29 protein-coding genes and 1 pseudogene are annotated in these 24,912 nt (G+C 59.0%); 19 read left to right on the plus strand and 11 right to left on the minus strand.

Translation table 11 applies throughout. The annotated features are described in order from the left end of the window. Positions 1-61: 61 nt before the first annotated feature. Positions 62-187, plus strand: a pseudogene (locus H5P29_RS32480) (carboxymuconolactone decarboxylase family protein); the annotation flags it as partial. Positions 188-192: 5 nt separating this feature from the next. Here H5P29_RS32480 and H5P29_RS06810 read toward each other — a convergent pair. The 9 genes from H5P29_RS06810 to groES form a co-directional block, all read right to left on the minus strand. After that, on the minus strand, positions 193-492 hold the full coding sequence (locus H5P29_RS06810) for a DUF982 domain-containing protein (protein WP_246670945.1): 300 nt from the start codon (positions 490-492) through the stop codon (positions 193-195). Positions 493-524: 32 nt separating this feature from the next. Continuing rightward, positions 525-827 (minus strand): DUF982 domain-containing protein, encoded by a 303-nt coding sequence (locus H5P29_RS06815; protein ID WP_154387589.1) that lies wholly within the window; start codon positions 825-827, stop codon positions 525-527. 264 nt (positions 828-1,091) lie between these two features. Beyond that, the gene (locus tag H5P29_RS06820) at positions 1,092-2,045 is read right to left on the minus strand and encodes an ABC transporter permease (RefSeq protein WP_154387590.1); all 954 of its coding nucleotides are present in this window, start codon (positions 2,043-2,045) and stop codon (positions 1,092-1,094) included. Continuing rightward, on the minus strand, positions 2,035-2,973 hold the full coding sequence (locus H5P29_RS06825) for an ABC transporter ATP-binding protein (protein ID WP_154387596.1): 939 nt from the start codon (positions 2,971-2,973) through the stop codon (positions 2,035-2,037). The genes H5P29_RS06820 and H5P29_RS06825 overlap by 11 nt, the downstream gene beginning before the upstream one ends. Then, entirely contained in the window at positions 2,973-4,160 is a 1,188-nt protein-coding gene (locus H5P29_RS06830; protein WP_154387591.1) for an NEW3 domain-containing protein, read from the minus strand. Before H5P29_RS06830 ends, H5P29_RS06825 begins: the two co-directional genes overlap by 1 nt. Positions 4,161-4,204: 44 nt before the next feature. Continuing rightward, positions 4,205-5,542 carry a Do family serine endopeptidase gene (locus H5P29_RS06835; protein ID WP_185910279.1) on the minus strand — a complete coding sequence of 446 codons (1,338 nt, stop codon included), beginning with the start codon at positions 5,540-5,542 and terminating at the stop codon, positions 4,205-4,207. Positions 5,543-5,669: 127 nt separating this feature from the next. Beyond that, positions 5,670-5,891 (minus strand): hypothetical protein, encoded by a 222-nt coding sequence (locus tag H5P29_RS06840; protein WP_154387593.1) that lies wholly within the window; start codon positions 5,889-5,891, stop codon positions 5,670-5,672. A 57-nt stretch (positions 5,892-5,948) separates the two neighbouring features. Further along, on the minus strand, positions 5,949-7,577 hold the full coding sequence (gene groL / locus H5P29_RS06845) for a chaperonin GroEL (protein ID WP_185910280.1): 1,629 nt from the start codon (positions 7,575-7,577) through the stop codon (positions 5,949-5,951). Between the two features lie 33 nt (positions 7,578-7,610). Next, entirely contained in the window at positions 7,611-7,925 is a 315-nt protein-coding gene (groES, locus tag H5P29_RS06850; RefSeq protein WP_067966797.1) for a co-chaperone GroES, read from the minus strand. A gap of 330 nt (positions 7,926-8,255) precedes the next feature. Here groES and H5P29_RS06855 point away from each other — a divergent pair, with 330 nt between their 5' ends. Then, positions 8,256-8,603 (plus strand): hypothetical protein, encoded by a 348-nt coding sequence (locus H5P29_RS06855; protein WP_154387465.1) that lies wholly within the window; start codon positions 8,256-8,258, stop codon positions 8,601-8,603. Continuing rightward, on the plus strand, positions 8,603-8,893 hold the full coding sequence (locus H5P29_RS06860) for an usg protein (protein WP_154387466.1): 291 nt from the start codon (positions 8,603-8,605) through the stop codon (positions 8,891-8,893). Before H5P29_RS06855 ends, H5P29_RS06860 begins: the two co-directional genes overlap by 1 nt. Here the strand turns inward: H5P29_RS06860 and H5P29_RS06865 are convergent. Further along, positions 8,887-9,138: a hypothetical protein gene (locus tag H5P29_RS06865; protein ID WP_154387467.1), complete on the minus strand. Its 252-nt coding sequence runs from the start codon at positions 9,136-9,138 to the stop codon at positions 8,887-8,889. The two genes, H5P29_RS06860 and H5P29_RS06865, sit on opposite strands and share 7 nt — an antisense overlap. 245 nt (positions 9,139-9,383) lie before the next feature. On the opposite strand from H5P29_RS06865, the gene H5P29_RS06870 reads away from it, so the two are divergent. The 5 genes from H5P29_RS06870 to H5P29_RS06890 all read left to right on the plus strand — a co-directional run bounded on the left by H5P29_RS06870 (position 9,384) and on the right by H5P29_RS06890 (position 11,849). Continuing rightward, a complete protein-coding gene (locus H5P29_RS06870) occupies positions 9,384-9,851 on the plus strand; it encodes an Hsp20 family protein (RefSeq protein ID WP_154387468.1) in 468 nt (155 codons plus the stop codon). 94 nt (positions 9,852-9,945) lie between these two features. Then, positions 9,946-10,455: an Hsp20/alpha crystallin family protein gene (locus H5P29_RS06875; RefSeq protein WP_154387469.1), complete on the plus strand. Its 510-nt coding sequence runs from the start codon at positions 9,946-9,948 to the stop codon at positions 10,453-10,455. Between the two features lie 218 nt (positions 10,456-10,673). Then, the gene (locus H5P29_RS32485; protein WP_246670934.1) at positions 10,674-10,946 is read left to right on the plus strand and encodes an NADH dehydrogenase ubiquinone Fe-S protein 4; all 273 of its coding nucleotides are present in this window, start codon (positions 10,674-10,676) and stop codon (positions 10,944-10,946) included. Between the two features lie 16 nt (positions 10,947-10,962). Then, positions 10,963-11,262 (plus strand): DUF982 domain-containing protein, encoded by a 300-nt coding sequence (locus H5P29_RS06885; protein ID WP_154387471.1) that lies wholly within the window; start codon positions 10,963-10,965, stop codon positions 11,260-11,262. Between the two features lie 143 nt (positions 11,263-11,405). Then, on the plus strand, positions 11,406-11,849 hold the full coding sequence (locus tag H5P29_RS06890) for a response regulator (protein WP_154387472.1): 444 nt from the start codon (positions 11,406-11,408) through the stop codon (positions 11,847-11,849). Between the two features lie 561 nt (positions 11,850-12,410). Here H5P29_RS06890 and H5P29_RS06895 read toward each other — a convergent pair. After that, entirely contained in the window at positions 12,411-13,322 is a 912-nt protein-coding gene (locus H5P29_RS06895) for a LysR family transcriptional regulator (protein WP_154387473.1), read from the minus strand. 114 nt (positions 13,323-13,436) lie between these two features. Here H5P29_RS06895 and H5P29_RS06900 point away from each other — a divergent pair, with 114 nt between their 5' ends. The 11 genes from H5P29_RS06900 (at position 13,437) to H5P29_RS06950 (ending at position 24,862) form a co-directional block, all read left to right on the plus strand. Next, entirely contained in the window at positions 13,437-14,465 is a 1,029-nt protein-coding gene (locus H5P29_RS06900) for a D-cysteine desulfhydrase (protein ID WP_154387474.1), read from the plus strand. Between the two features lie 18 nt (positions 14,466-14,483). Continuing rightward, positions 14,484-15,683: a DegT/DnrJ/EryC1/StrS aminotransferase family protein gene (locus H5P29_RS06905; protein ID WP_154387475.1), complete on the plus strand. Its 1,200-nt coding sequence runs from the start codon at positions 14,484-14,486 to the stop codon at positions 15,681-15,683. Beyond that, on the plus strand, positions 15,680-16,408 hold the full coding sequence (locus tag H5P29_RS06910) for an aspartate/glutamate racemase family protein (protein WP_246670933.1): 729 nt from the start codon (positions 15,680-15,682) through the stop codon (positions 16,406-16,408). The genes H5P29_RS06905 and H5P29_RS06910 overlap by 4 nt, the downstream gene beginning before the upstream one ends. A gap of 72 nt (positions 16,409-16,480) precedes the next feature. Then, positions 16,481-17,476 carry a taurine ABC transporter substrate-binding protein gene (gene tauA, locus H5P29_RS06915; RefSeq protein ID WP_154387476.1) on the plus strand — a complete coding sequence of 332 codons (996 nt, stop codon included), beginning with the start codon at positions 16,481-16,483 and terminating at the stop codon, positions 17,474-17,476. A 51-nt stretch (positions 17,477-17,527) separates the two neighbouring features. After that, complete coding sequence (locus tag H5P29_RS06920; protein ID WP_154387477.1) at positions 17,528-18,316, plus strand: taurine ABC transporter ATP-binding protein; 789 nt, start codon at positions 17,528-17,530, stop codon at positions 18,314-18,316. Continuing rightward, on the plus strand, positions 18,313-19,179 hold the full coding sequence (locus H5P29_RS06925; RefSeq protein ID WP_154387478.1) for an ABC transporter permease subunit: 867 nt from the start codon (positions 18,313-18,315) through the stop codon (positions 19,177-19,179). Before H5P29_RS06920 ends, H5P29_RS06925 begins: the two co-directional genes overlap by 4 nt. 23 nt (positions 19,180-19,202) lie before the next feature. Continuing rightward, on the plus strand, positions 19,203-20,510 hold the full coding sequence (gene hisD / locus H5P29_RS06930) for a histidinol dehydrogenase (RefSeq protein ID WP_154387479.1): 1,308 nt from the start codon (positions 19,203-19,205) through the stop codon (positions 20,508-20,510). A 169-nt stretch (positions 20,511-20,679) separates the two neighbouring features. Continuing rightward, positions 20,680-21,714 (plus strand): YeiH family protein, encoded by a 1,035-nt coding sequence (locus H5P29_RS06935; protein WP_154387480.1) that lies wholly within the window; start codon positions 20,680-20,682, stop codon positions 21,712-21,714. Between the two features lie 289 nt (positions 21,715-22,003). After that, positions 22,004-23,581 carry an ABC transporter substrate-binding protein gene (locus tag H5P29_RS06940; RefSeq protein WP_185910281.1) on the plus strand — a complete coding sequence of 526 codons (1,578 nt, stop codon included), beginning with the start codon at positions 22,004-22,006 and terminating at the stop codon, positions 23,579-23,581. 40 nt (positions 23,582-23,621) lie between these two features. After that, positions 23,622-23,765, plus strand: a complete 144-nt coding sequence (locus H5P29_RS06945; RefSeq protein ID WP_185910282.1) for a hypothetical protein — start codon at positions 23,622-23,624, stop codon at positions 23,763-23,765. 11 nt (positions 23,766-23,776) lie between these two features. Continuing rightward, on the plus strand, positions 23,777-24,862 hold the full coding sequence (locus tag H5P29_RS06950) for a sugar phosphate isomerase/epimerase (protein ID WP_154387483.1): 1,086 nt from the start codon (positions 23,777-23,779) through the stop codon (positions 24,860-24,862). Positions 24,863-24,912 lie beyond the last annotated feature (50 nt).

The raw sequence follows: 24,912 nt of genomic DNA on the forward strand, positions 1-24,912 counted from the left end.
GACGGGCCTACACTTGTTCAGTAAAGGGCACCCATCATGTCGGACGACATTCAACGCGTTGCGTCCGGACATGAAGCCGCGCGACCGGAGCCTGATCACGGTCGTTGAGCTGATCGCTTCGGGCGAGGTGGCGCAGATGCCGTATCACCTTAACCGCGCGATGGATAATGGTCTGAGCCGCCGCGACACCCTTCAGAGGTGCTGTCGTCTCTTGGTTGACGAGATCAAACCGGCACGGCTTGCAGCTTTCATGAAAGCCTTTCGGGCCTCTTTCGGCGCTCGCCAGCCATCAAGAGCGTCGCGGCATGCGCGATAAGCGGCTCGATACGAGCGACCGCGAGCCCAGTCAGGCCAATGCTCGTTCATAAACTCGATCGCTTCCAACGAACTTGCAACGACACGTTCGCCCCAGGGCCTCAGCGTCAGCTTAACCGGATCTGGAAAGCGCACATCGTTCATCGTTTTATCCATCAGGTTTGCTTCGCGGACCATGTTGGCACGCTCGCGCCGAGCTTGGCCGCCATTCAGTGCATTGTGGCCGCACCGAATTCGCCAATCGAAGGGGTTGGGGCTACATTTTCGGATCGTGGGGCAAGAAGGTCATGTCTCCGGGCAAAGGCGACAAACATGCCGCGGGCGGTTTCCGCTTCGATCTCACCGGCGAGCGCTGCCTTGCAGGCGTGGAAAGCAATCACATGCGCCGGATCCCTTCTTGACGGTGGCCATTCGTAAAGAACTGCGATGGCTTCAGTCACGGACTTGACCTCCGTCGGGAAACCGAGACCGACGAGGATGGTGACGGGACGTTCGAACAGGTTGTGTTCCATTGGTTTCCTCCTTTCTTCATCGGACGCTTTGGCAAGCGGTATTGTCTGTAACTCGCAGCGCTCGGATATTTCATGCACGTTGCGAAGCGGGGGCAAGGCGCTGTAGGCCTTCACCGGTGCCTCGAGCCATGCCGTCAAGGCATAGCGGATGCTCGCGACCGTCTAGCCACGTTCTTACTTCCCCGATGCAGTAGGCCGAGGCATCGGGGAGATCAGTATCCCGCCTTCGGAGGGCGCCGAGGCAATGATTAAGACGCGTCGACGTCATGCCCTGACCTCCTGGCGTTGGAAGACGACATAGGCAATGGTGAAGAGCAGGATCATTGCAGCGACCAGCCCTGAGATCTGTGGCCATACGATCAGAAGGCTCTGCATTGTGGGTAGCGGCGCGCCGACGATTGCACCCTGGACCTGATCGAAGAACAGCGGACCGACGGAACGGGCGGCTGGGTCGAGCAGCATCGCTGTCACTTCACCGTAGAGCATCTGCGGCGACAGTCTTGCAACAGCCTGCTGCGTCTCAAACTGCGTGATGACACTCATCGGGTCGAGCGGATCGATCGGAGTGAAAGCATTTGCTATCAACGGGGCGATCATTCCCCAGAACACTGTCAGCACCAGCCAGACCGACAGCGCCGCCAGCGCAGAAGTGGCGGGCGAGCGAATGACCGTTGAAAACGTGATCGCAAGCGCCAACCAGACGCCAGCGTATGCCAGTGTCACCCCCAGATATGCGATGCCGCGAACGAGGTCTCCAGCCAACGGCGGAAGGCCAAGGAAAAGGATGCCGAGGCCAACCATGAGAAGCCATAGCGTCAGCAGCGCGATCGCAATGACCAGCAGTCCACCCAGGAACTTTCCGAAGAGCACAGCGTCCCGATAGATCGGCTGCGAGAGGAGCCGACTCATGGTCCGGCGCGAGTGCTCGCCGTTGATGGCATCGAAGCCGAGCGCGATTGCCACGAGGGGCAGCAGAAAGCCGAGGAATGCAGCGAACGACGGTAGGGGCTCTTGAGCGACGGTCAACAACTTGAGGAACAGGTAGGGATCCTCAGCCGTGGTTTGGCTGATGCGACCGATCGCGCCATAAACAGCGCCGATGGCGGTGAGCAGGACAAGCAGCATGATCAGGTGCATGCGTGCGCTGGTCATGTGATCGGCCGCTTCCTTGAGGGCGATGGTCGCGACCCCTTTGAAGGGGGAGCCTTCACGCATCATGGCCAACCTCCCTGAAATAGCGAGTGTACGCCTCGTCGAGGCTTGCCTGACGCAAGTCGAGGTTCTTCAACGCTCCGCCGCCTTCAACGACGAAGCGAGCTAGTTCCGGGCGCACGTCGCGTTCCGCTTCGACCAGCCAGTGTCCATGTCGTCCCGGGACGACAGATCGTACCCCCAGCGCCATCCCGGCCGCCTTGGCGAGATCGATGCCGTCCGCCTCAACGTCTACGATGAAGGCGCCGCCACCAATTTGCGCTGCCAGCTCCTCTATCGTGCCCAGAAAGCCGATCTTGCCTTTATTGAACAGTGCGATGCGATGGCAAATCGATTGAACCACGTTGAGCATGTGCGACGACAACAAAATGGTCATGCCGTCGCGGCTCAATGCCTGGATCAGGTCGAGCAATTCCTGGGTCGACTGGGGATCGAGACCCGAAGTCGGCTCGTCGAGAATGGCAACGCTGCATTTGCGCATGAGAAGTTCTGCAATGCCAAGACGCTGCCGCATGCCACGGGAATAGGTGCCGACCTGCCGATCGGCGACCTCAATCAGTCGCACCTTTTCGAGGGCCGCGGCGATCCGTTCACGAGCAAGATCCTTTGACATGCCTGCGAGACGGGAGGTATAAGCCAGGTTCTCGCGGCCGGACATGGCATCGTAGAAACCGACGGCGTCCGGCAGGTAGCCAACCTCTCTTTTGACCTCAAGGGGCTGGCGCAGAGGATCTTTGCCAAGGATGCGTACGCTGCCTTCACTCGGCTCGGTCAAGCCGAGCAGCATCAGGATTGTGGTTGTCTTGCCCGCGCCGTTCGGCCCAAGCAGTCCGACAACTTCTCCTGCTTCAACCGACAGATCTATTCCTGCGACCGCGGTTGCCGTGCCGTAGCGTTTGACCAGTCCAGTTGCTGTTATGACTGTGGTGTTCATCATCGCCGCCCATACCTCATTACAGCCATGCCGAGGACGATTGCGGCCGCGGCAATGACGCCGAGCCCGGCAACACCCCACATTGTCGATGTATTGACCGTCACGCGGAACTGCGCCGATTCCGACACGCTTCCACCGCTGGCGCGAACATTGATCATGTAGTCGCCGGCGATAGCACGCTCGGACGGTGTGATTTTTACGTTGACTTCGCTGGTAGCGTTCGGCGCAAGCGTGCCAACGGTCTTCGGCTCGAATTCCACCTTCCAGCCAGTGGGTGGCGAGGCCGAAAGTTCGATATCCGTCGCTGGCGCAGTCCCAGTGTTGGCAAGCGTAAAGGGGAAAGTCGTTTCCTTGCCGGCAACCGCTTGGCCCGAAAGCCGTTCCTGAGGGCCGCTCAACGCGACCTCCGGTTGACCCGTCACCTCAATGCTGAGTTCTGTCGCGGCGCTGGCGCCACCACCCGCAGCTTCCATGGCGATCGGATAGCTGCCAGCTGGCGCGGCGCGTGCCGGTGTGACCTCGAGCGTAATGTTTTGAGTGGCGCCGGCTTCGATTGGCAAGCCGGTGATTTCTTCCGAGCCATACCCGCGCTTAAAGCGTGTCTGGAAGCCTTCGGGGGCAGTGGCGGCCAGGTTGACCAAGCTTTCCTCGGCGCCGTTGTTGGTCACTTCGACCTTGAAGCTGAAGGTCGAGCGCGCAGTACCCCGCAGCGCCGGCAATTCCGGTTTCAGTTCCAAGCCGCCCTCGGATGCATCCGATAGTTTCACGGTAATCGGCAAATCGGCCGTTTGATTGCCGTAGCGAGCCTTGACGTCGATCGGCACGCTCGTGCCGGTCGCACCCTCCGGTGGCGTCAGCTCGAGCTTGACCTCTTCCGTGGCATTGGGCGACACAATGACGGCCCCAACCTCGCGGTTGCCACCCTTGATCGACCATTTCCAGCCATCGGGAATGCCTGACACCTCCAGCGACGCACGCTGAGGCGGCAGATTGTGGTTACGCAAAGTCAGCGGGATCGACTCGGTCTCGCCGGGTCGGATCGCCAGGTCAGGATGCGGTGTCGTCAGCCAGAAGCCGGTTAACTCTTGAGGATTTGCTGGTTGATCCTGCGCGAGCGCCGGAACCGGGATCAACGCCGCTGCAATGGCCGCTCCTGCGGCGATTATCCATCGAACAGATTTTTTCATCTCCTTCTCCCAATCGATGAACACGTTGCTCTACTCGGATGCTCCTAGCGGATAACCAGGAAGAGCTTGTTCCCACCACGAAACAGATCCAGCGCGATCGTGCCGGCGGTGTTGCGCAGTGCCGTGGCCAGTTCGACCGTGGTTGTGACCGGCTGCCGGTTGACCGCGACAATCACGTCCCCAGCTCGCAGGCCGGCACGGGCTGCGGCGCTGCCTTCGTCGACGCGGGAAACGAACACGTTTCCAGCGGCATCTTCGATTTGCGCGCCCTCCAGACGATCGGGCAGCGCCGCCGTTTTTGCTCCCTTTTCAGGTTCGATACGCAGAGTGACAGACTTTCGCGCGCCGTCGCGCAGGTACTCGATGCCCACCTCCGATCCGGCGGGTGCTAGGCCAACCCGGTTTCGCAGATCGGCTGAGCCGGAGATCGGGTGCTGATCGACACTGATGATCACGTCGCCGGCCAGTAGCCCGGCTTGGGCAGCAGGCGAGCCGTCTTCGACGCTGCTGACAACGGCGCCGGAATTCTCGGTGAGTTTGAGCGCGTCTGCGAGGTCCGGCGTCAAATCCTGGATGGCGATGCCGATACGACCCCGACGCACCTCGCCATGCTCAATGAGTTGCTTCATCACAGTCGACGCCATCGCGATCGGGACAGCGAAGCCAATGCCGATATTGCCGCCGGCCGGCGCGATGATGGCAGTGTTGATGCCAACCAAACGCCCGTCATGTGTCACCAATGCGCCGCCGGAATTGCCCGGATTGATCGAGGCATCAGTCTGGATAAAATCTTCGTAGCCCTCGATGTTGATGCCGCTCCGGCCAAGCGCACTGACGATACCAGCGGTAACGGTTTGGCCGAGACCAAATGGATTGCCGATCGCCACCACCGGTTCGCCGACGCGAAGCGTATCGGAATCCCCGAAGGGAAGGGCAGTAAGCCTATCGCCCTTAATCCTGAGCAACGCGATGTCGGTCGCCTGGTCGCTGCCGATCAATTCAGCTGTGAAGCGGCGCCGATCCTTCAGCGTCACCGTGATCTCGCTGGCGTCGGCAACAACGTGATGGTTGGTGAGGACGAACCCCTTTTCGGCGTCGACGATGACGCCCGATCCGGCGCTCAATCTCGGCTGCGCATCGGGCATGTTGAAATAGCGCCGGAAGAAGGGATCATTGTAAAGCGGATTGGTCTGGGCTGCGGAGCCGGAGGTGACCGCAATGTTGACGACAGCCGGCGTCACTTCTTGCAAAACATCGGGAAGAGGGCGCTCGGCGCTGGCGCTAATGACGGGCTGCGGTGCGGCTGCCAATGCGGGCGTCGGCGCCAAAACAAGAAAGATTGCCGAAAGCGCAGCAAGATAACTCGACGAATGCGTGGTCATTTTTCGGCCCCGAACTCTAGTTTCCTCCTTTCGACGCCACCGGCTGGCCATCGGTTCTACCGTGAACGGACGATATTGTCCGTTCCTCTCATTTGCCGGCGAACGCCAGTTTCAGTTTGCGACCGCGTCAAACATCCGTTTTCGGGTTCGCTTTTCCGTCGGACAGCTGCCGCGCCGCCAAGAACATCACCGTGTACGCCGCCTTCCGCCGGTCCCAGCCTGCGGATTCAGTCATGTCGAGCACCTCGGTCAGTACCGGTTCCAGCACGGTTTTCAGCTCGGTCTCATAATCCAGTTCGGTCGCCGCACGTTGCGGCGGCGCAATCTTGTTGATCTTGATCATATCCATGGCAGTCCCATCGGGGTGTCCGCGCCCGGATAGACGCGGACACGGCCTATCTGTCTCTTAGAAGTCCATGCCACCGCCGGGCATTGCAGGCACCGGAGCGTCCTTCTTCGGCTTCTCGGCCACCATCGCCTCGGTGGTGACCAGCAAGCCAGCGACGGACGCAGCGTCCTGAAGTGCTGTGCGCACCACCTTCACCGGATCGATGACCCCTTGGCTGTAGAGGTCGCCAAACTCATTGGTTTGTGCGTTCCAGCCGTAGCCGAACTCGGCGTTGTCGCGCAGCTTGCCGACGATGATCGAGCCTTCGGCCCCAGCATTTTCCGCAATCTGTCGCACCGGGGCTTCGAGGGCGCGCCGCACGATCTCGACGCCGTGTTTCTGGTCGGGATTTTCGGCCTGGACATTGTCGAGAGCCTTTACCGCGCGCAGCAAGGCAACACCACCGCCCGGCAACACGCCTTCTTCAACTGCCGCCCGGGTGGCATGCATCGCGTCATCAACGCGATCCTTGCGCTCCTTCACCTCTATCTCGGTCGAGCCGCCGACGCGAATGACGGCGACACCCCCGGCGAGCTTGGCCAAGCGTTCCTGCAGCTTCTCACGATCGTAGTCCGAGGTGGTCTCATCGATCTGAGCCTTGATCTGGGCAACACGCCCCTCAATCTCGATCTTGGAGCCTGCGCCGTCAACGATGGTGGTGTTTTCCTTCTCGACCACCACTTTCTTGGCGCGGCCCAGCATGTTCAGCGTCACATTTTCGAGCTTGATGCCGAGATCTTCCGAGATCGCCGTGCCGCCGGTCAGAATGGCGATGTCTTCCAGCATCGCCTTGCGGCGATCGCCGAAGCCAGGCGCCTTGACGGCTACGACCTTGAGGCCGCCTCGCAACTTGTTGACGACAAGGGTGGCCAAGGCCTCGCCCTCGACGTCCTCCGCGATGATCAGCAGCGGTTTGGAAGACTGGACCACCGCCTCCAGAACCGGAAGCAAAGCCTGCAGGTTGGACAGCTTCTTTTCGTGAATCAGGACATAAGGCTCTTCCAACTCGACGCGCATCTTGTCCTGGTTGGTGACGAAATAGGGGGACAGATAACCGCGATCGAACTGCATGCCTTCGACGACCTCGAGTTCGGTTTCGGCGGTTTTTGCCTCCTCGACGGTGATGACACCCTCGTTGCCGACTTTCTGCATCGCCTCGGCGAGGAAACGGCCAATTTCGGCGTCACCATTGGCCGAAATCGTTCCGACCTGTGCGATCTCGTCGTTCTTGGTGACCTTGCGAGCATTGACCTTGAGTTCCGCGACCACGGCGTCGACCGCCTTGTCGATGCCGCGCTTCAAATCCATCGGGTTCATGCCGGAAGCGACAGCTTTGGCGCCTTCCTTGACAATCGCCTGGGCAAGCACGGTCGCCGTTGTGGTCCCGTCGCCGGCGATGTCGCTGGTCTTGGACGCGACCTCGCGCACCATTTGCGCGCCCATGTTCTCGAATTTGTCCTCCAGCTCGATCTCCTTGGCGACGGTGACACCGTCCTTGGTGATACGAGGGGCGCCGAACGACTTGTCGATCACAACGTTGCGGCCCTTGGGACCGAGCGTGACCTTCACAGCATTGGCGAGAATGTCGACACCGCGCAGCATCTTCTCGCGGGCTTCGGTATGGAATTTGACTTCCTTAGCAGCCATTTTTCTTGCTCCTTCTTAAACGCCGGGTGCCACCTAGGCGGCCTTCTTCGCCTGGACCGCGGCATCGATCACGCCCATAACGTCGGATTCCTTCATGATCAGGAGATCCTCTCCATTGAGCCTGATCTCGGTGCCGGACCATTTGCCGAACAGGATGCGGTCGCCAACCTTGACGTCGAGCGACAGCAACTGGCCGCTGTCGTCGCGGGCGCCCGGACCAACGGCGATGACCTCGCCTTCCTGCGGCTTTTCCTTGGCGGTGTCGGGGATGATGATGCCGCCAGCCGTTTTTTCCTCGGCTTCGATGCGGCGGACCAAGATACGGTCGTGCAATGGACGGAACGTCATGTCGTTCTCCTCAGGGACAAACAGATTTTTGAGGTTCCTCCGCGCCGCATCCGAAGCGGATCCGGCGCGGGGTGCGCGACCCTTTTTCGGCATCGCGCGCAATCGATCTGGGTGAGGTGTTTTTAAGTTTCAAGAGGTGGTTGGAAAAATTTTAGCACTCGGCCTTGTGGAGTGCTAGCACGCTGTATTCATGCAGCTATCCGCCGCGAAGCCGCGATTGCGGGGGCTTGAAATTTCGTTCGAATCCTCCAAAATTTTTGTCCGACTATGGTTCGCTCAGGACCCGTCGGAACGTCAACGCAAAGGAGATTTTTTAACGGAGGACCATCGATGGAACGAACCGTCCCGACGATCATCCCCTCGCTCGCCCCTGAAACCGCGGATCTGTCACTGGACCGTCTGCTTTTCCCGGCCCGGTTCTTCAGCCATCCCGACGATGTGGTGACGGACGATCAGCTCGACATTCAGGAAAAGCGCGCCATTCTTGCCTCCTGGGCATCGGATGCATGCGCGGTCGAATCCATACCGGCCCTGCGCAAGCCACCAGGCGTTGCGGCCCCGGTGACTTTCGATGCCGTCATGGATGCGCTTCGCCGGCTCGATGAAATCTGCGCCGACGTCGCCTCCAAATTCGACCAGGGCGGCAACCGCGAACGTCCGGAAAGATTGGACGCTTGATGGTGACCGAGAAGAAGCTTGTGCTAAGCAGAGAATTGCGGCTCCAGATGGACGGTTACGGCCTCACGACCGCGGAGATTCATTATCACCTTCCTGATTACCCGCGGTTGTTGCAACTTTTTGTCTGGCAGGAATACGACCTCGCACCGGAATTCCCGACGCTGAAAGGTTTCCTCAGCTACTGGGAACAGGAACTTGAAGGCGCGCTCCATTCCGTGCGCGTTGCCCACCACCGCCTGATCAAACCTGCGGAATGGCAAGCAGTGGACGGGGTGTTTACGATTCAGTGAGCACCAGGGCCCGGTGCAGCCGGGCCCTCTATCTCGTCATCGTCGGGCTCAATCAAGTCAATCAGTGCCGCAACCCGCGTTCCGGGCAGTGGGCGGCCTTGCCCCATCAACGCGTCGTCGCCGAAAGCCCAACCCCACGCCTCCCTGAGTTCATCGAGCGAAGCGCCGGACAGGATCACTTCCGCAATTACGGTATCGTCCACCGGTCCGAGGACCGAGACAACGTCTTCCCGCGTCATGGTCATCGCTTGCCTCCATCGATTCGCCAGCGAACTAGATGGGCATTGGACGGAGCGCTTTCCAGCGGCTCGGGCCTGCCAATCCGTCACCACGCCGTCAAAATGTCGGCTCGATTGCTCGCCCCTTGACGTCGCGCAGATCGCTTCCCAACTCATAATTCGTCGGCCGCTGCAAAGGGCCGGCACGGTCAGGGAGCGCCAGGCTTCTTGGCGCTTCCTCGTACCTATGTTGCTCCAAAGAGGATGTAGCTATGAGAACAAATATGGACTTCTCCCCCTTCTACAGGTCGAGCATCGGCTTCGACCGGATTTTCGATCTGCTCGAAAGATCCAGTTCACCTCAGGCCGACAACTGGCCGCCCTATGACATCGTCAAGCTCGGTGAAGACACCTATCGTATCGCGCTTGCGGTCGCTGGGTTCGCAGAAGACGAGCTTTCGATCACCCATGAGCCGAACCTGCTCGTCATCAACGGCTCGAAGACAGAAAATGGCGAGGTATTGTATCTCCACCATGGACTGGCGATGAGGACCTTTGACCGTCGATTCGAACTCGCCGACCATGTCAGTGTCATGGGTGCCAAGCTCGAGAACGGCCTGCTGATCATCGACCTCAAGAAGGAAATTCCCGAGGAGATGAAGCCCCGACGGATCGCGATTAACGCCGACGCTGACAAGAAGTCTGCGTCGAAGCGGATCGAAGGCAACGTAGCGGCATGATCTTACCTGAACCCGGCCAGCGCGACACCCCATCTGGGGTGGGGTGTCGTCGTGACCTGACGAGAAAGGACAAGAAAGACGAAAGGAAACGACAATGAGTGTGCGTGACCTGATTCCATGGAACCGTGGCAATAACCAGGCTCCGACGATCTATCGCAGCGAAGACATGGATCCGTTCATGTCGCTGCATCGCAACGTCAACCGGCTGTTCGACGAGGTGTTCCGGGGATTTGACACACCGTCGGTGTTTGGCCGCATGACGCCTCGCAACGGCGCCTGGCCAAGCGTCGAATTCTCGGAGAACGACAAGGAAATCCGGGTGGTCGCGGAAATGCCCGGACTTGACGAGAACGACGTCGAGGTTCTGCTTGACGACGGTGTTCTCACACTTCGCGGCGAGAAGAAATCGGAAACCGAAGACAAGGATCGTCAGTTCAGCGAACGCTATTACGGGCGTTTCGAGCGGCGCCTTGCTCTTGGCCGCGAGGTTGATGAGGACAGGGTGGAGGCGGCATTCAAGAACGGCGTCCTCACAGTGACCCTGCCCAAGACGGAAAAGGCGCAGGCGAACGCCAAGCGCATCGCGATCAATACCACCAAATGATCGCTGACTGGCCGGTCGGGTGCCCAAGGTCCCGGCCGGCATCTTCAGGCGAGGAGGAGTCGATGACGGCGCCGCTGACACCAAACGTCGAGACGGATCGCATCCAGTTGAATTGCGGGCGGACGGCGAACGCAACGAGTCAGCTGTCGTTTCCCGCCAAGCGGCCACCACTGAGCGGGCAAAGTTCGGCGCGGATTTTCCGGCCTGGCCATTCCGTTATGACCTCTGCCCGCAGCGGGGCTCAACCGTGGCGGTTGGTGTTCGAACGGCGGACGCCGCCCTTCATTGACGCTTTGATGGGCTACACCGGAGGGGATGATACGCTGACCCAGGTCACGCTTGATTTTCCGACCCTGGAAGCGGCCATAGCCTTCGCTGAAAGGCAAAACCTAGCCTACGCCGTGGTGAATTCCCCGCCAGAACGGCCTCGACCAAACGTTCGATCGCTTCTCCGGGAGCCACGGAAATGCAGCTCAAGGCACCTGACATAACCACAGGGAGGTAAGCATGGCAAAACTCACTTTCTTGGCTCCGGTGCAGGTTGAAACAAACGGCGCTGTCCAAGAGATCGACTCGGTCCAGGATGCGATGAGGTTCCTGAAGCACTGGCCGACAGGTCGTCGGGGGCCGGTGTTCACTTGCGCCGAGAGAAGCTGCAATGCGGCGATCGCCGGACAAATGTCCGCCGAAGAGGCGCGACAAGCCTTTGTCAGCTTTGCCAGAATTGCCGGCGTTCTGATCAGCGCCGAGCTATTGCCGCCATTGCCGAAGGACGGTCGAAAGCAGTCGCGCCAAAGCGCACTTTGAGTAATGCTGCTTAATTCGCATCCTTAGCGCCCCTTCTGGCTGCCCAGGGAACCTTTCCTGCTGGGGGGGATTTCTGTTGCCAAGCGACATTGGCGGGCGCACGCGGAAGGCATGCGCTTTCGTTGCGCGATAAGGATTTCAGGATGGTTCAATTCAGTCAGCCAACGCTCAAGGTACTTATTGTTGAGGATGAAATATTTCTCGCGCTAGACTTGGAATTTCAGTTGATCGAATTAGGGATGGTCGTGGTGGGCATGGCGGATCACGCAGAGCGGGCGCTGGAGCTAGCTCGACTGCACACACCAGATCTGGCTCTCGTCGATCTTAATCTAAAAGACGGTCTAACAGGGCCGCAGATTGCCCTTCGACTGGCAAACCATCATCACGTCTTGGTGGTGTTTATGACCGCAACGCCTGAGCTGATCCCGCAAGATTTTGCCGGTGCTATCGGAGCACTCACCAAGCCTTATGAACCGCAGACGCTTATTCGCGTGATCGATTTTGCCAATGCCTACATTCACCGAGGCGCGGGGGGCGCATTGCCAACTGCGCCGACGCAGATGAAGTTGGCACCGTCGCTCCGTTAGGTGCAACTACCGACCAACCTCGAAGTTCTTAGGATGCGCGACGAATCCGCTTCGGATCTGTCTAGCGCTCGCTTGCGGGTCGATACCATGGGCTTCTTGCATGCCGGCTGGCTGGCCGACATTCCCGGTCGGCAAACTCCTCGGAGCAAGGAATATGTTTCCAAGGACTAGTCGTGCCGGCTACCTCCCTTGGATCATGCAGCCCCCCATTTTCTAGCGCGCTTATCAGTGCCAGTTCTAATTCATGACCAGCACGCCAAGGACTATGTTCCCTTCGTGGTTTCCGTCGACCATCGACCATGACGCCAACTACGGTGTACCGATACGTTTACATCAGACCCTCATTTTCGCCTACAACGATGCTCGCCTTGAGAAGTTCCCTCCACTTATTCGCCACTACTGCATCGGATCTCATACCCTCGTTGCCGTTATTGAACTCGATCTGCTTGAACGGGTGGGGCGGCGGAGAAGGGCTTTGAGCGACAGGCTCCGCCACTATTAAAGGTAGAATCAGCGCAGTAACGTTCGCGTCTCTACCGCCAAATGCGTCTGAGCTTGCTATCAGCCGCTAGGTCCCACATAGGAATACATTCCGATGGTGTCCCACACAGCGCCTTCCGTGGCTGTCTTGTGACCTTCTAGTCGCTGGACTGTAATCGCAAAAGTCGTTTCTGGAAGTATGTCCACCAAGCAGTCGAGACGTCCTAGCGCTAAATCTGATTCGGCCAATGAACGAGGAACCCAAGCGACGGCCACGCCAGCCAAAGCCAACTGATGTGCTGCAAGGGTTAAGGCTGTCTCTGTGCGCTTCCGAATAGTTGTAGAACTTCTCAATGAGGGATAGATTTCACGGATCATCGCTTCGCCCATAAAGACATTGGATGGATACGCAATGACTGGCAGTTCTCCTTTGTTGTAGGCGTCACGAAACATTGCTGAGCAATCGGAAGAAGCCACCGGGACGAACCGTTCCTCTCCGATAACGATCTCCTCAATGTAGTCACCTCTCGTTCGAGCCTCTTCGTAGTTTGCGCGATAGGTAAAGGTTAGGTCAGCCTGTTTGGTCATTAACATCGCTGTGCATTCATCACGATTGGCTGAGCGCAGGCGGATATTCAGATCTATCTCAGACGTCAAAAATCTAACGAAGTGCGGCGCTACTGATGTCGTTAGGGCGTGCTGGCTGGCGACGACGATTTGGTTGTGACTTTTCCGATCTTGCGTTTTGAGATCGAGAACCAGTTCACGGGTCAAGGCAACAATCTCACGAATCTTGAGCTCTTGGTCTTTGACGCCAGCCAGCAGGCTTGCCGGCTTGCGGGACCGATCGAGCAACTCAACGCCGAGGTAGTCTTCAATAGCGGCGATGCGCCTGGAAAAGGCAGGCTGCGTCAGCAAGCGCGCTTCGGCCGCCCTGTTGAGGGAGCCCGTATCAAATACCGCTAGAATGTCCTCTAGCCATTCTCCGCGCATAGGGCACCTCAAAATGCAGAAAGTGCATATTATGTCGATAATTATGCATTTGAAAAGCCAGATATGTTGCGAGAATATACCGGTGAAGCATTTTTTCGAGAGGAGCTATTCGCTATGCACCTGGCGCGTTTCCCGCGAATCCGCGTGGGCCATCTTCCGACCCCTCTAGAGCCTTTGGAGCGGTTGTCGCGTGAACTGAACGGTCCTGAAATCTGGATAAAGCGGGACGACTGCACCGGGCTGTCGACAGGTGGCAACAAGACACGCAAGCTTGAATTCCTGATGGCGGAAGCGTTGGCGCAGGGCGCCGACCTTGTGATGACACAAGGCGCAACGCAGTCGAACCACGCTCGCCAGACAGCCGCATTTGCGGCTAAACTCGGTATGGATTGCCATATTCTACTGGAAGACCGAACCGGATCGAATGATCCGAACTACAATCATAATGGCAACGTCTTCCTGGATCATCTCCATGGAGCTACCACCGAGAAACGCGGCAGTGGCCTCGATATGAATGCAGAGATGGAGCTTCTGGCAGACAAGTTCCGGAGCAGTGGGCGAAAGGTTTACACGATCCCCGGGGGCGGCTCGAACCCAACAGGCGCTCTTGGTTATGCAAACTGTGCGTTGGAGCTGGTGAGCCAGGCGAATGACCTCGGACTTACTATTGATCACATTGTGCATGCGACTGGTAGTGCGGGGACCCAGGCGGGGCTCATCGTCGGCCTAAAAGCGATCAGCGCCAATATTCCGTTGTTGGGCATCGGTGTCCGAGCGCCAAAACAGAAGCAGGAGGAGAACGTCTATATCCTGGCAGTCGCCACAGCCGAAAAACTCGGCTGCCCGGGCGTCGTCCAACGCGAAGACATTGTCGCGAACACCGATTACGTCGGGGACGGTTATGGCATTCCTACGCCGGCGGGTATCGAGGCAATCGAAATGTTCGCGCGGCTCGAAGGTCTACTGCTCGACCCTGTCTACTCCGGCAAGGGTGCAGCCGGACTGATTGACTTGGTCCGAAAGGGACACTTCAAAAAAGGCGAACGCGTCGTTTTCGTGCACACCGGCGGATCAGCCGCGCTGTTTGGCTATACCAACACCTTTGGTTACGATCGTCGCCCAGCATCCGTTGCGGCCGAATGACATAAGGCAACCCGCAACATGAAGCGCTTCACCGGTAACTTCACCCAGCAGGAACCAATCAGCGAAGATGGAATCGCTGCTGCGGTGGACGTTTTGCGCTCCGGCCGCATTCATCGTTACAACTCTCTTGCTGGCGAGACCTCGATCGTTTCCGCCCTTGAAGCGGAATACGCTGCCTATCAAGGCGCCAAGTTCTGTCTGGCCTGTGCCTCGGGCGGCTACGCGATGAGTGTGTGTTTGCGGGCCGCCGGCCTGGCGCCGGGCGCGGTGGTGCTAACCAATGCCTTTACCTTGGCGCCGGTGCCAGGGGCGATTGTAAGCGCTGGAGGCAGGCCGGTACTCGTCGAAATCACGAACGATCTGGTCATTGATCTTGATGATCTCGCCCGCAAGGTCGACCTCACCGGGGCGCGCTTTCTGCTCCTGTCCAACATGCGAGGTCATCTCGCCAACATGGAGCGGCTACAGGCTCTTATCGAGAAAACAGGCGTTACCCTGATCGAGGATTGCGCGCACACCATGGGTGCCACTTGGAACGGCGTGAAAAGCGGCAATTTTGGCCTCGCGGGTTGTTTCAGCACGCAAACCTACAAGCACATGAACTCTGGTGAAGGCGGTCTGATCACTTCAAACGACCCACAGTTCATGGCGCGTGCCATCATTCTGTCCGGCTCGTACATGCTTTACGAGCGTCACGGCGCTGCGCCGGACAAATCGGTGTTCGATACAGTTCGCCTTGAAACGCCCAACATGTCGGGTCGAATGGACAATCTGCGGGCAGCGATCTTACGACCGCAATTGGCGTCTCTGGAGGCAAACATCGGTCGATGGAATGATCGATATCGTGTCATCGAGCGGACGCTCAAATCTATACCGCAGGTTCACGTTCCTGAACGGCCGGACGAAGAGCGCTACGTTGGTAGTTCGATCCAGTTTTGCATTCCGGGCATCTCGGCGGATGCCGCGCAAAGATTCGTCGCCGCCAACTTCGACCGCGGGGTGGAACTGAAATGGTTTGGTGCTGACGTTCCAATCGCATTTACCAGCAATCATCATAGCTGGCGGTATTTCGAGCCTCAACCGATGCCCGTCACCGACGAGGTTCTCTCCGGCCTGTTTGATATGCGGATACCGCTCACATTCACACTGGAGGATTGCGAACTCATCGCAGACGTAATCGCCGACTGTGTCCGCAATCTGTGTAGGGGGGAGCCATGATGTTGCGTGCCCCGCTCCGAAAGGTCGGAATTATTGGTGGAATGGGCCCGGAAGCCACTGTTCTGCTCATGGCGAAGGTTATCGAACGCACTTCGGCGACTGATGATGCCGACCATGTTCCGATGTTTGTCGACAACAACACCCAGGTTCCGTCTCGGATCAAGGCGCTGATTGAAGGTGGTGGTGAGGATCCGGGACCGGTTCTCGCCAACATGGCGCGGGGCCTAGAGGTAGCCGGCGCTGAGGCCCTCGCTATGCCTTGCAATACCGCCCACAACTACGCGCCTGCTATCGTCGAGGCGACCACGATACCCTTCCTGGATATGGTGGAGCTTGCCGCAGAGCGGGTAGCGGCAATGAAGGCGGGGTCATTTAGTGTTGGCATTCTGGCTTCGCCGGCGATCCGGTTGACTGGAATTTATGAACGCGCGTTCGCGAAGCGGCATATCACGACGCTTTTTCCTTCTGATGACGAACGCATGCTCGCAGCCATCCGTGCCATCAAGATCTCGAGCGCCAACGCAGCTGCACGCGAGACATTAAGCGTTGCGGCAGATGAACTGATCAAGGCCGGCGCGGACGCTCTACTTGTCGCTTGCAGTGAGTTTTCGATCGTAACCGACGCAATCTCAGGCAAGTATCGTGTAGTCGACAGCATCGACGTGCTTGCTGACGCTATCGTAAAATTCGCAACAACCGGGTTGAATACTTCGGTGATTAGATAAGGACCCGCGTCGGGGTGAGGAAAACAGAAACTACCATAGAAATTGTTAGATTCCTACTGGATGGAGGAGAACATGTTGAGGAACGCAATTAAAATACTATCTGGATCTGCGCTCATTGTCGGCATGGTGATGGGAGCTGCGACAGCGGCTGAAAAGGTTGTCATCGGCGAGTTCGGAAACCCGACACCGATGCAGGTTGCTGTGGCGGAGAAAAAATTCGAAGCAGCCACCGGTTGGGATATCGAGTGGCGCAAGTTCGCCTCAGGCGCAGATGTGATCGCCGCAATGGCGTCTGGCGACATTAAGCTTGCAGAACTCGGATCTTCGCCTCTGGCGATTGCCGCCAGTCAGGGAGTTGACCTTCAACTTTTCATGTTTGCACAGGTGATCGGTGAGGCCGAGTCGCTGATTGTGCGCAACGAATCCGGTATCACGAAGCTTGATGACCTCAAAGGAAAGCGCGTTGCAGTTCCCGTCGGCTCGACGGCGCATTTTTCGTTGATGGGGGCGATCAAGCATGCAGGTCTATCCGAGACTGACGTCACCGTCATGAATATGCCGCCCGACCAGATAGCCGCGGCATGGCAGCAAGGCGCGATCGACGCGGCCTTCATTTGGCAGCCGGTGCAAGCCGAAATTTTGAAGAATGGCACGTTGCTGGTGGGCGCTGACAAGACCGCTGCCTGGGGGTTCCCGACATTTGACGGCTGGGTCGTCAACAAAGAGTTCGCCGCGGCCAACAGCGACGCACTGGTGGCCTTCGCCAAAACGATGAACGAAGCGAACCTGGCGTATCTGGCAGATCCGGCCGCTTGGACGCCGGACAGCGTTCCCGTCAAGACCATCGCTGAACGAACTGGCGCCGCTCCCGAGCAGATTCCGACTATCCTCAAGGGGTTCGCCTTTGTCCCACTTTCCGACCAAGTGGGCGACACATGGCTTGGCGGCGCGCCGGCTACCATGAAAGCGACGGCAGAGTTTCTAAAAGGCGCGGGCCGGATCAACAGCGCTCTTGGCGATTACAACAGCTTTGTGAACGTCGATATCGCCAAGCAGGCAGGAAAGTGAGGACGAAGTGTCCCGGTTTCCAAGTGGAAACCGGGACCTCGGGAGGAAAAGATGGCGCTCGACATAAAGAACGCTTCTGTTGTCTATCCGAGTGGCAGCGGCAGGCCACCCGTTGAGGCATTGAGGCAGATCGAACTCAAAATAAACGATGGCGATTTTGTAGTGGCGCTCGGTGCGTCGGGCTGCGGAAAGTCGACGTTGCTCAATCTCATAGCTGGCTTTCTCTCCCCTACCAGCGGCGAAATCCTACTCGACCAACGTCGCGTCGCAGGACCGGGCGCTGACAGGGCAGTTGTGTTTCAAAAACACGCGCTGCTGCCGTGGTTGAACGTTCGCGACAATGTCGCGTTTGGCCTGAAGATTCGTGGCACGCCGCGCGAAGAACGCTATGCCGTGGCTGACAAGTATATCTCGTTGCTTGGCTTGCGGGGGTTCGAAGATTCGCCGGTCTACATGCTGTCAGGAGGGATGCAGCAGCGGGTGGGTATCGCGAGAGCGCTGACGTGCGATCCAAAAGTGCTGCTCATGGATGAACCACTTGGCGCCCTCGATGCGTTGACCAGAGAAAAAGCTCAGGAACTCATCCTCAGGGTATGGAAGGAAACGTCGAAGTCCGTCTTCTTCATCACGCATAGTGTTGAAGAAGCCTTGTTCATGGGGACTCAACTCGTCGTTATGTCACCTCGACCGGGCCGTATCGCGCACCGTTTCGATCTGCCCTTCTCACAGCGTTTCCTCGGGGGGATGACCGCACGACAGGTCAAGGCTGCGCCCGACTTCATCGCCATGCGTGAAAAGGTTCTGAGCATCATATTCGCGGACGAGGAGGAAGCAGCATGAGTGCCGACAACAGCGTGCCCACAACTGGAGCCGGTTTCTTAGGACGCCTTTCGCGTTCTCGTCCTTCAAAGCCGGGCGAAACCTATGGAGTGCCAGGGCAGGGCGACACTTTCAAGCTCAGCTTAGCGACGATAGGCGGACTTCTGCTCTTCTGGTGGCTGGTAACAACGCTCGGTTGGGTCAAGCCGCTCTTCGTGCCTTCGCCGCAGGCCATAGCAACTGAATTCGCCAACGTTCTTGCGAATGGCTTCACCGGGACGCCGCTCTGGGAACACATTGCGATTTCAACCGCGCGCGTATTTGGCGCCTTCCTGCTCGCATGTGTCATCGGCATTCCGCTAGGACTGGCGATGGGAATGAGTCCTGCAGCTCGCGGACTGTTTGACCCTCCGATCGAGTTCTACCGACCGATCCCGCCGCTCGCCTACCTGCCACTGATGATCATTTGGTTCGGCATCGGCGAGATGTCCAAGGTGCTGCTGATATTCCTGTCTGTTTTTGCACCTGTCGCGCTCGGGGCGCGTTCCGGCGTTCGCTCGGCGGCAATCGAGCAGGTACACGCGGCCTATTCCTTTGGAGCGTCGCGATGGCAGGTCTTGCGCCAGGTAATCCTACCTGCGGCCTTGCCGGAAATTCTCACGGCAATGCGCATTGGGATCGGGTTCGGTTGGACGACGCTGGTTGCGGCCGAGATGGTCGCTGCCACCAAAGGCATTGGCTACATGGTGTTGTCGGCGTCACAGTTTCTGCAGACCCCGACGGTCATCATGGGCATCATTATCATCGCGGCGATCGCCTACGCCTTCGACATGCTGATGCGCTATGTCGAACGTAAAGCCGTGCCGTGGAAGGGCAAAGTATAACCGCTGCTGAGGCAATAGAAATCATGTCGATTACCTACCTTAAAAGAGCCGAACGCACGGCTGAAAGTGGTCAAGACGAGGTCCGCAATTCGGTTCAGTCGATGCTCAACCAGATCGAGCACGACGGTGATGTTGCGGCGCTGCGTTTTGCTCGGGAGCTGGATAACTGGCACGGCGATGTGCTGGTTTCGGATGCGGAGGTGGCGGCTGCTGAACAGGCCGTGCCGGAGAAGCTCAAAGCGGATATCCGCTTTGCTCACGATAACATTCGTCGTTTCGCGGAAGCGCAAAAGGCAACAATCTCCGACTGCCAGCTAGAGGTGCAGCCCGGTTTTTGGGTCGGTCAGAAGCAGCTGCCGGTAGAAGCGGCTGGTTGCTATGTGCCGGGCGGTCGGTACAGTCACATCGCGTCCGCGATAATGACTATCACGACGGCAAAGGTTGCTGGTGTTTCGCACGTCGCGGCCTGCTCGCCGCCAAAACCAGGAACCGGTATTCCCGCCGCGATGCTCTATACGATGAAGCTCTGCGGTGCCGATCGGATCTTGAACCTCGGTGGAGTACAGGGCGTCGCGGCGATGGCTTTCGGCCTGTTTGGCCTGCCGAAGGCTGATATTCTTGTGGGTCCAGGAAACCAATATGTGGCGGAGGCCAAGCGTATCTTATTTGGCCGCGTTGGCATCGACATGTTCGCCGGGCCGACGGATTCGATGGTTGTGGCGGATAGCTTGGCTGACCCCATGATCGTAGCCTGGGATCTCGTTGGGCAAGCCGAACATGGTTACAACTCCCCAGTCTGGCTCGTCACAGACAGCGAGAGTCTCGCAGAAGCGGTTATTAAGGTTGTGCCTGGGCTGATAGCTACCTTGCCGGAGTTGAATGCCAAGAGTGCTGCCGCCGCATGGCACGACTATGCTGAAGTAATCGTTTGCTCGAACCGTGACGAAATGGCCGCCGTGGCGGATGCATACGCTCCAGAACATTTGCACATCCAAGCGAGGGATCTGGATTGGTGGCTCGCACGTCTGCGCGCCTATGGTTCACTATTCCTCGGCGAAGAAACGACGGTAGCATTTGGCGACAAAGCCGCCGGACCCAATCATGTGTTGCCGACTTCCGGTGCTGCTCGCTATACCGGAGGCCTATCCGTTCACAAGTATATGAAAACGGTAACCTGGCAGCGATCCACCCGGCAGGGCTCACGTTCGGTCGCGGAGGCAACGGCGCGCATTTCACGGTTAGAGGGGATGGAGGGTCATGCCCGTACAGCAGACGTCAGGCTGGCCAAGTTTTTCCCGACCGAATCCTTTGACCTGACTGCTATCGAATAGGCGGGCGTAGCCGCGATGATGGACAGTTCGATGCCGATTGCCGGCATCGAACGTGCTGACGTGTGCCCGCGAAGCGGACGTAGCGCGCGCTCCCAATAGACGACAGCCCGCTTGTTAAGGGCGGATATCAAGCTCCTCCGCTTACGGCTTAATGACCAGGATTGAACTAATGAGTACTGCCTCAGCGATACAAGGGCACTTCCAGGGTCTGCCTTCGGTGGTACAGACCTATTGGCCTGGCCTTGCCGTCACCGGTGCGGTGGCGATCGCGGCACAATTCCTGTCCGACCACTATGGCGCGCCGGCGATGCTGATGGCGCTGCTGCTCGGCATTGCGTTCCATTTCCTGTCGGAGGAAGGACGCTGCGTCGCCGGCATCGACTTCTGCGCCAAGAAGGTGTTGCGCATCGGTGTCGCCCTGCTCGGCATGCGCATCAGCGTCGACCTGCTGATCGGGCTCGGTGCCAGCACCATCCTGCTTCTGGTTGCCGCGATCGCCGCGACCATCCTGTTCGGCCTCGCCGCAGCCAAACTTCTCGGCCGCGGCTGGCGCCTTGCCCTCATCACCAGCGGCTCGGTCGCCATCTGCGGCGCCTCAGCCGCCATGGCAATCGCCGCAGTGCTACCCAAGAACGAGTTCTCCGAGCGTAACCTGATCTTCACCGTGCTGTCGGTGACGGTGCTGTCGACGCTCGCCATGATCTTCTACCCGATGATCGCCCAGGCCATCGGCCTCGACGCGCGCGCCACCGGCATCTTCTTCGGCGGCACCATCCACGACGTCGCCCAGGTCGTCGGCGCCGGTTTCTCGGTTTCGCCTGAGGCGGGTGAGACGGCGACGCTGGTCAAGCTCATCCGCGTCACCATGCTGGCGCCGGTCGTGCTGATCGTCTCGCTCGCCACCCGCAATGTCGGCTCGGTTGGCGAGAGCGGCAAGCGCCCGCCGCTGCTGCCCGGCTTCGTCATCGCCTTCCTCATTCTCGCCGCCATCAACTCCTTCGGCCTCATCCCGGAGGCGGTGTCGAAGGTCGGTATGGAGACATCGCGCTGGGCCCTGCTCGCCGGCATCGTCGCTGTCGGCATGAAGACTTCGCTGCGCCGAGTACTCGACGTCGGCGGCGACGCCGTCGCCCTCATCGTCGCCGAGACCATCTTCATCGGCCTCTTCATCCTCGCCGGCATCTACTATCTGGGGCACGCCTGATGAAACCGCTGGAACGCAACACAGTCCTTGGTGCGAGAAGAGCGATCTCGATCAAGCGACAGGACTTCGTGAGGTCCAACGAATGGTCACTGTTAGCATGCAAGGGAGAAAGATACTGCTCGGGCCGATAGGTATTGATGGGTATGCATTGCAGGAGAAGTTCGCTGTCCGTCAATCGCGCGATCAGCTGCCAAACAAAGTATAAGATAGAATTCGGGGTACGCCGACCGTAGATCAAATTGCAGCGATGATCGACAATGACACTAAACGGAGCAAGGGAGTTCAGTTAATGCAAGCTTTCTTCTTGATCTTTTCGGTTCTGTCGCACAGCCGGCGGCAGTTTCTGGTGACCGCTGGCGGCGTTGCACTCGCTATTTCTGTTGGCCTGGGCGGTTCGACGGCATTGGCCGCGGATCGCGAGCATACCATAATTGTTGGCCGGGGCGGCCAGATCAATACGCTTGATCCGTTGCGCGCCGACTACAACCAGACCAACACCATCGCGAGGGCGTTATATGACACGCTGGTGACCTACGACGACACCAAGCTGGTCGGCAGCCTGGCCACCGAATACGCCTATTCGGATGATGCCAAGTCGATCACGTTTACGCTGCGTCCCGACGTGAAGTTCCATGACGGCACGGCGCTGACCGCCAAGGATGTAGCCTACACGCTCGACCGCCTGAAGCGCCTCGGCACCGGCGTCGCCTCGCTGATCGACGGCTACGACTCGACAACCGTCACCGACGACACCCACCTCACCATCAACCTGTCCAAGCCGAACACGCTGTTCCTACCGTCGTTGAGCAAGATCTATATTCTCAATTCGGCGCTGGTAGAAGCCAACAAGGGCGCCGACGACGGCCAAGGCTGGCTCCAGGCGCATGATGCCGGCTCGGGCCCCTACGTGCTGGGCGACCAGTCGCAGGCCGTGGTGATCGACCTGTTCCCGGGCTATTGGGCAGTCGAAGCCGGCCGCCCCGAATCCATCGTCATCCGCCGCATCGACGAAAGCTCGACACTTCGCGATGAACTGCGCGCGGGTAATGTCGATGTTGCTTTCAGTATTGCCGACCGTGACGCGGCCGCCATGGCCACCGACCCGGCACTGAAGGTGGTGCCGATCAACGCCAGCTACCAGGCCGAGGTGCTGTTCAACACCAAGGTCGGCCCGACCGCCGATCCCAAGGTGCGCAAGGCGCTACGCATGGTCTACGACTATGCTGGCGGCCTGCGCGGCATCCGTGGCGGCAACGGCAAGATCGCCAATGGCCCGCTGCCGGCCCGCCTCGACTGCCGTCCTGAACTGCCAGAGGTGAAGCGCGATCTCGACGCTGCCAAAGCGATGCTCGCCGAGGCCGGCGCCGCCAACCTGAAGCTCAAGATGAACTTCCAGCCGGTGTTCGAACTGCAGAAGCAGGAAGCGACCCTGTTTCAGTCGAACCTGCGCGAGATCGGCGTCGAGCTCGAACTCGAACCTATCGCCTTCCCGAACTACCTCGCCAGCCTCAAGGATCCGAACTCGATCCCGCAGATGATGCTGCTCGAAGACTTCGCCCAACTCCCCGACGCCGGAATCATGTTGGTCAAGGGCTACAAGTCGGATGCCGTCGGCACCAACCGCACCGGCTATTCGAATCCCGAGGTCGACAAGCTGCTTGACACCGCACTCGCAACCGCCGACGACGCCAAGCGTTGCGACATCTACAAGCAGGTCCAGACCATTCTCGACAATGACTCCGTGATGGTCGACATGTATGGTGTCTACAAGCCAGCCGCCTACCGTGTCGGCACGCTTGCAGACCTCAAGGCCAGCATGCTCGCTCCACCGGCCGAGCTGGCGGACTTCCGGCTCGCCAAGCCGTAAGCGAGGTCTGAGATGGGGACTGGCCTCGCTGGTCGTTCTGATGATCAAGCTGATGCCCGGCGATGAGGCCCAGATGGCAGCCGGCGCGGTCGCTTCCTGGCCGCCGCACCGGTGCCCGATCCTGCAGTCGGCCACGCCCGTCGCGCTGCGCGCCGCCTCGAAACCGCAAACTGACATTTACTAAGGAGACTGCCGATGCGTATCGGTGTCGATGGCCGCAAGATTCCGGAAGCCACCAAGCGCGGACCTGTGGCCAGCTTCGATCATGCCAAGGAATTGGGCATGGAGGGTCTGTTCTTCCGCACTGTCCTCGACATGAGCCCGACGCTGGATGCCAGCTATCTCGGCGAGATCAAGCAGCGCGCCGACGAACTTGGCATGTATCTCGAAACCGGACTTGGCAAGGTCAATCCTTATGCAACGCCCGAGGCGCCCGAACTGCGCCTGATTGGTGACGGCGACATCGTGCTCGGCTTTCGCCGCATGATGGAGGCCTGTGCCGACATCGACTGCCGCGAACTCTGGGTGGCGACCGCCAACTACAAGCCGGCCTATACCGGCCGCTTCGCCTATGACCGCTTCCGCACCGACGTGACCTGGCAAGAGCAACTCGACGCCACCGCGCGTTTCCTCAAGAAGCTCGCGCCGATCGCCCGTGACCTCGGCATCCATCTGAACCTCGAGACGCATGAGGAGATCACCTCTTTCGAACTGGTACGGCTGGTCGAGGAAGTCGGACCGGATACGACAGGTATCGTCTTCGACACGGCCAACGTGCTGCAGCGCGCCGAGCACCCTGTCTGGGCGGCGAAGCGCGTGGCACCTTATGTGCGCCAGTCCCACATCAAGGACGCGCTGATCGCCTATGACGGCGAGGTGCTCGACTTCCAGATGCGTCCTTGCGGCGGCGGCGTCGTCGATTTCCGCGCCATCATGCCGATCCTGGCCGCGGCCAATCCTGATCTCAACCTGTCGATCGAGAACTACGAATCCTTCTCCGACCGGCCGCGCAATCCGCCCAAACTAATCATCGAGATCGCCGATCCGAAATGGCTCGAAGGCCACCCCGACCTCAGCGTCGAGGAATATGCCGACTATATGAAGATGGTGCAGGACTACGCCGCCCGCATCGCCAGCGGCGAGGTTTTGGACCGCGAAAGCTTCGCTGCCTGGGCAGTGAAGAATTACCACTATGCCGAGACGGTCGACTACATCAAGACGAGTGCGGTCCATATCAGGGGAATCTGCGAGGAGCTCGGCCTGCCACTGAGTACCGCCTAGGTCACTTAGTCAAAGGCGCCGCTGGCGGGAGCAGGGACTGGTACCTGCGA

Origin of the sequence: Aminobacter sp. MDW-2 (assembly GCF_014250155.1) — a bacterium.
In the GTDB taxonomy this organism is placed as follows: Bacteria; Pseudomonadota; Alphaproteobacteria; order Rhizobiales; family Rhizobiaceae; genus Aminobacter; species Aminobacter ciceronei.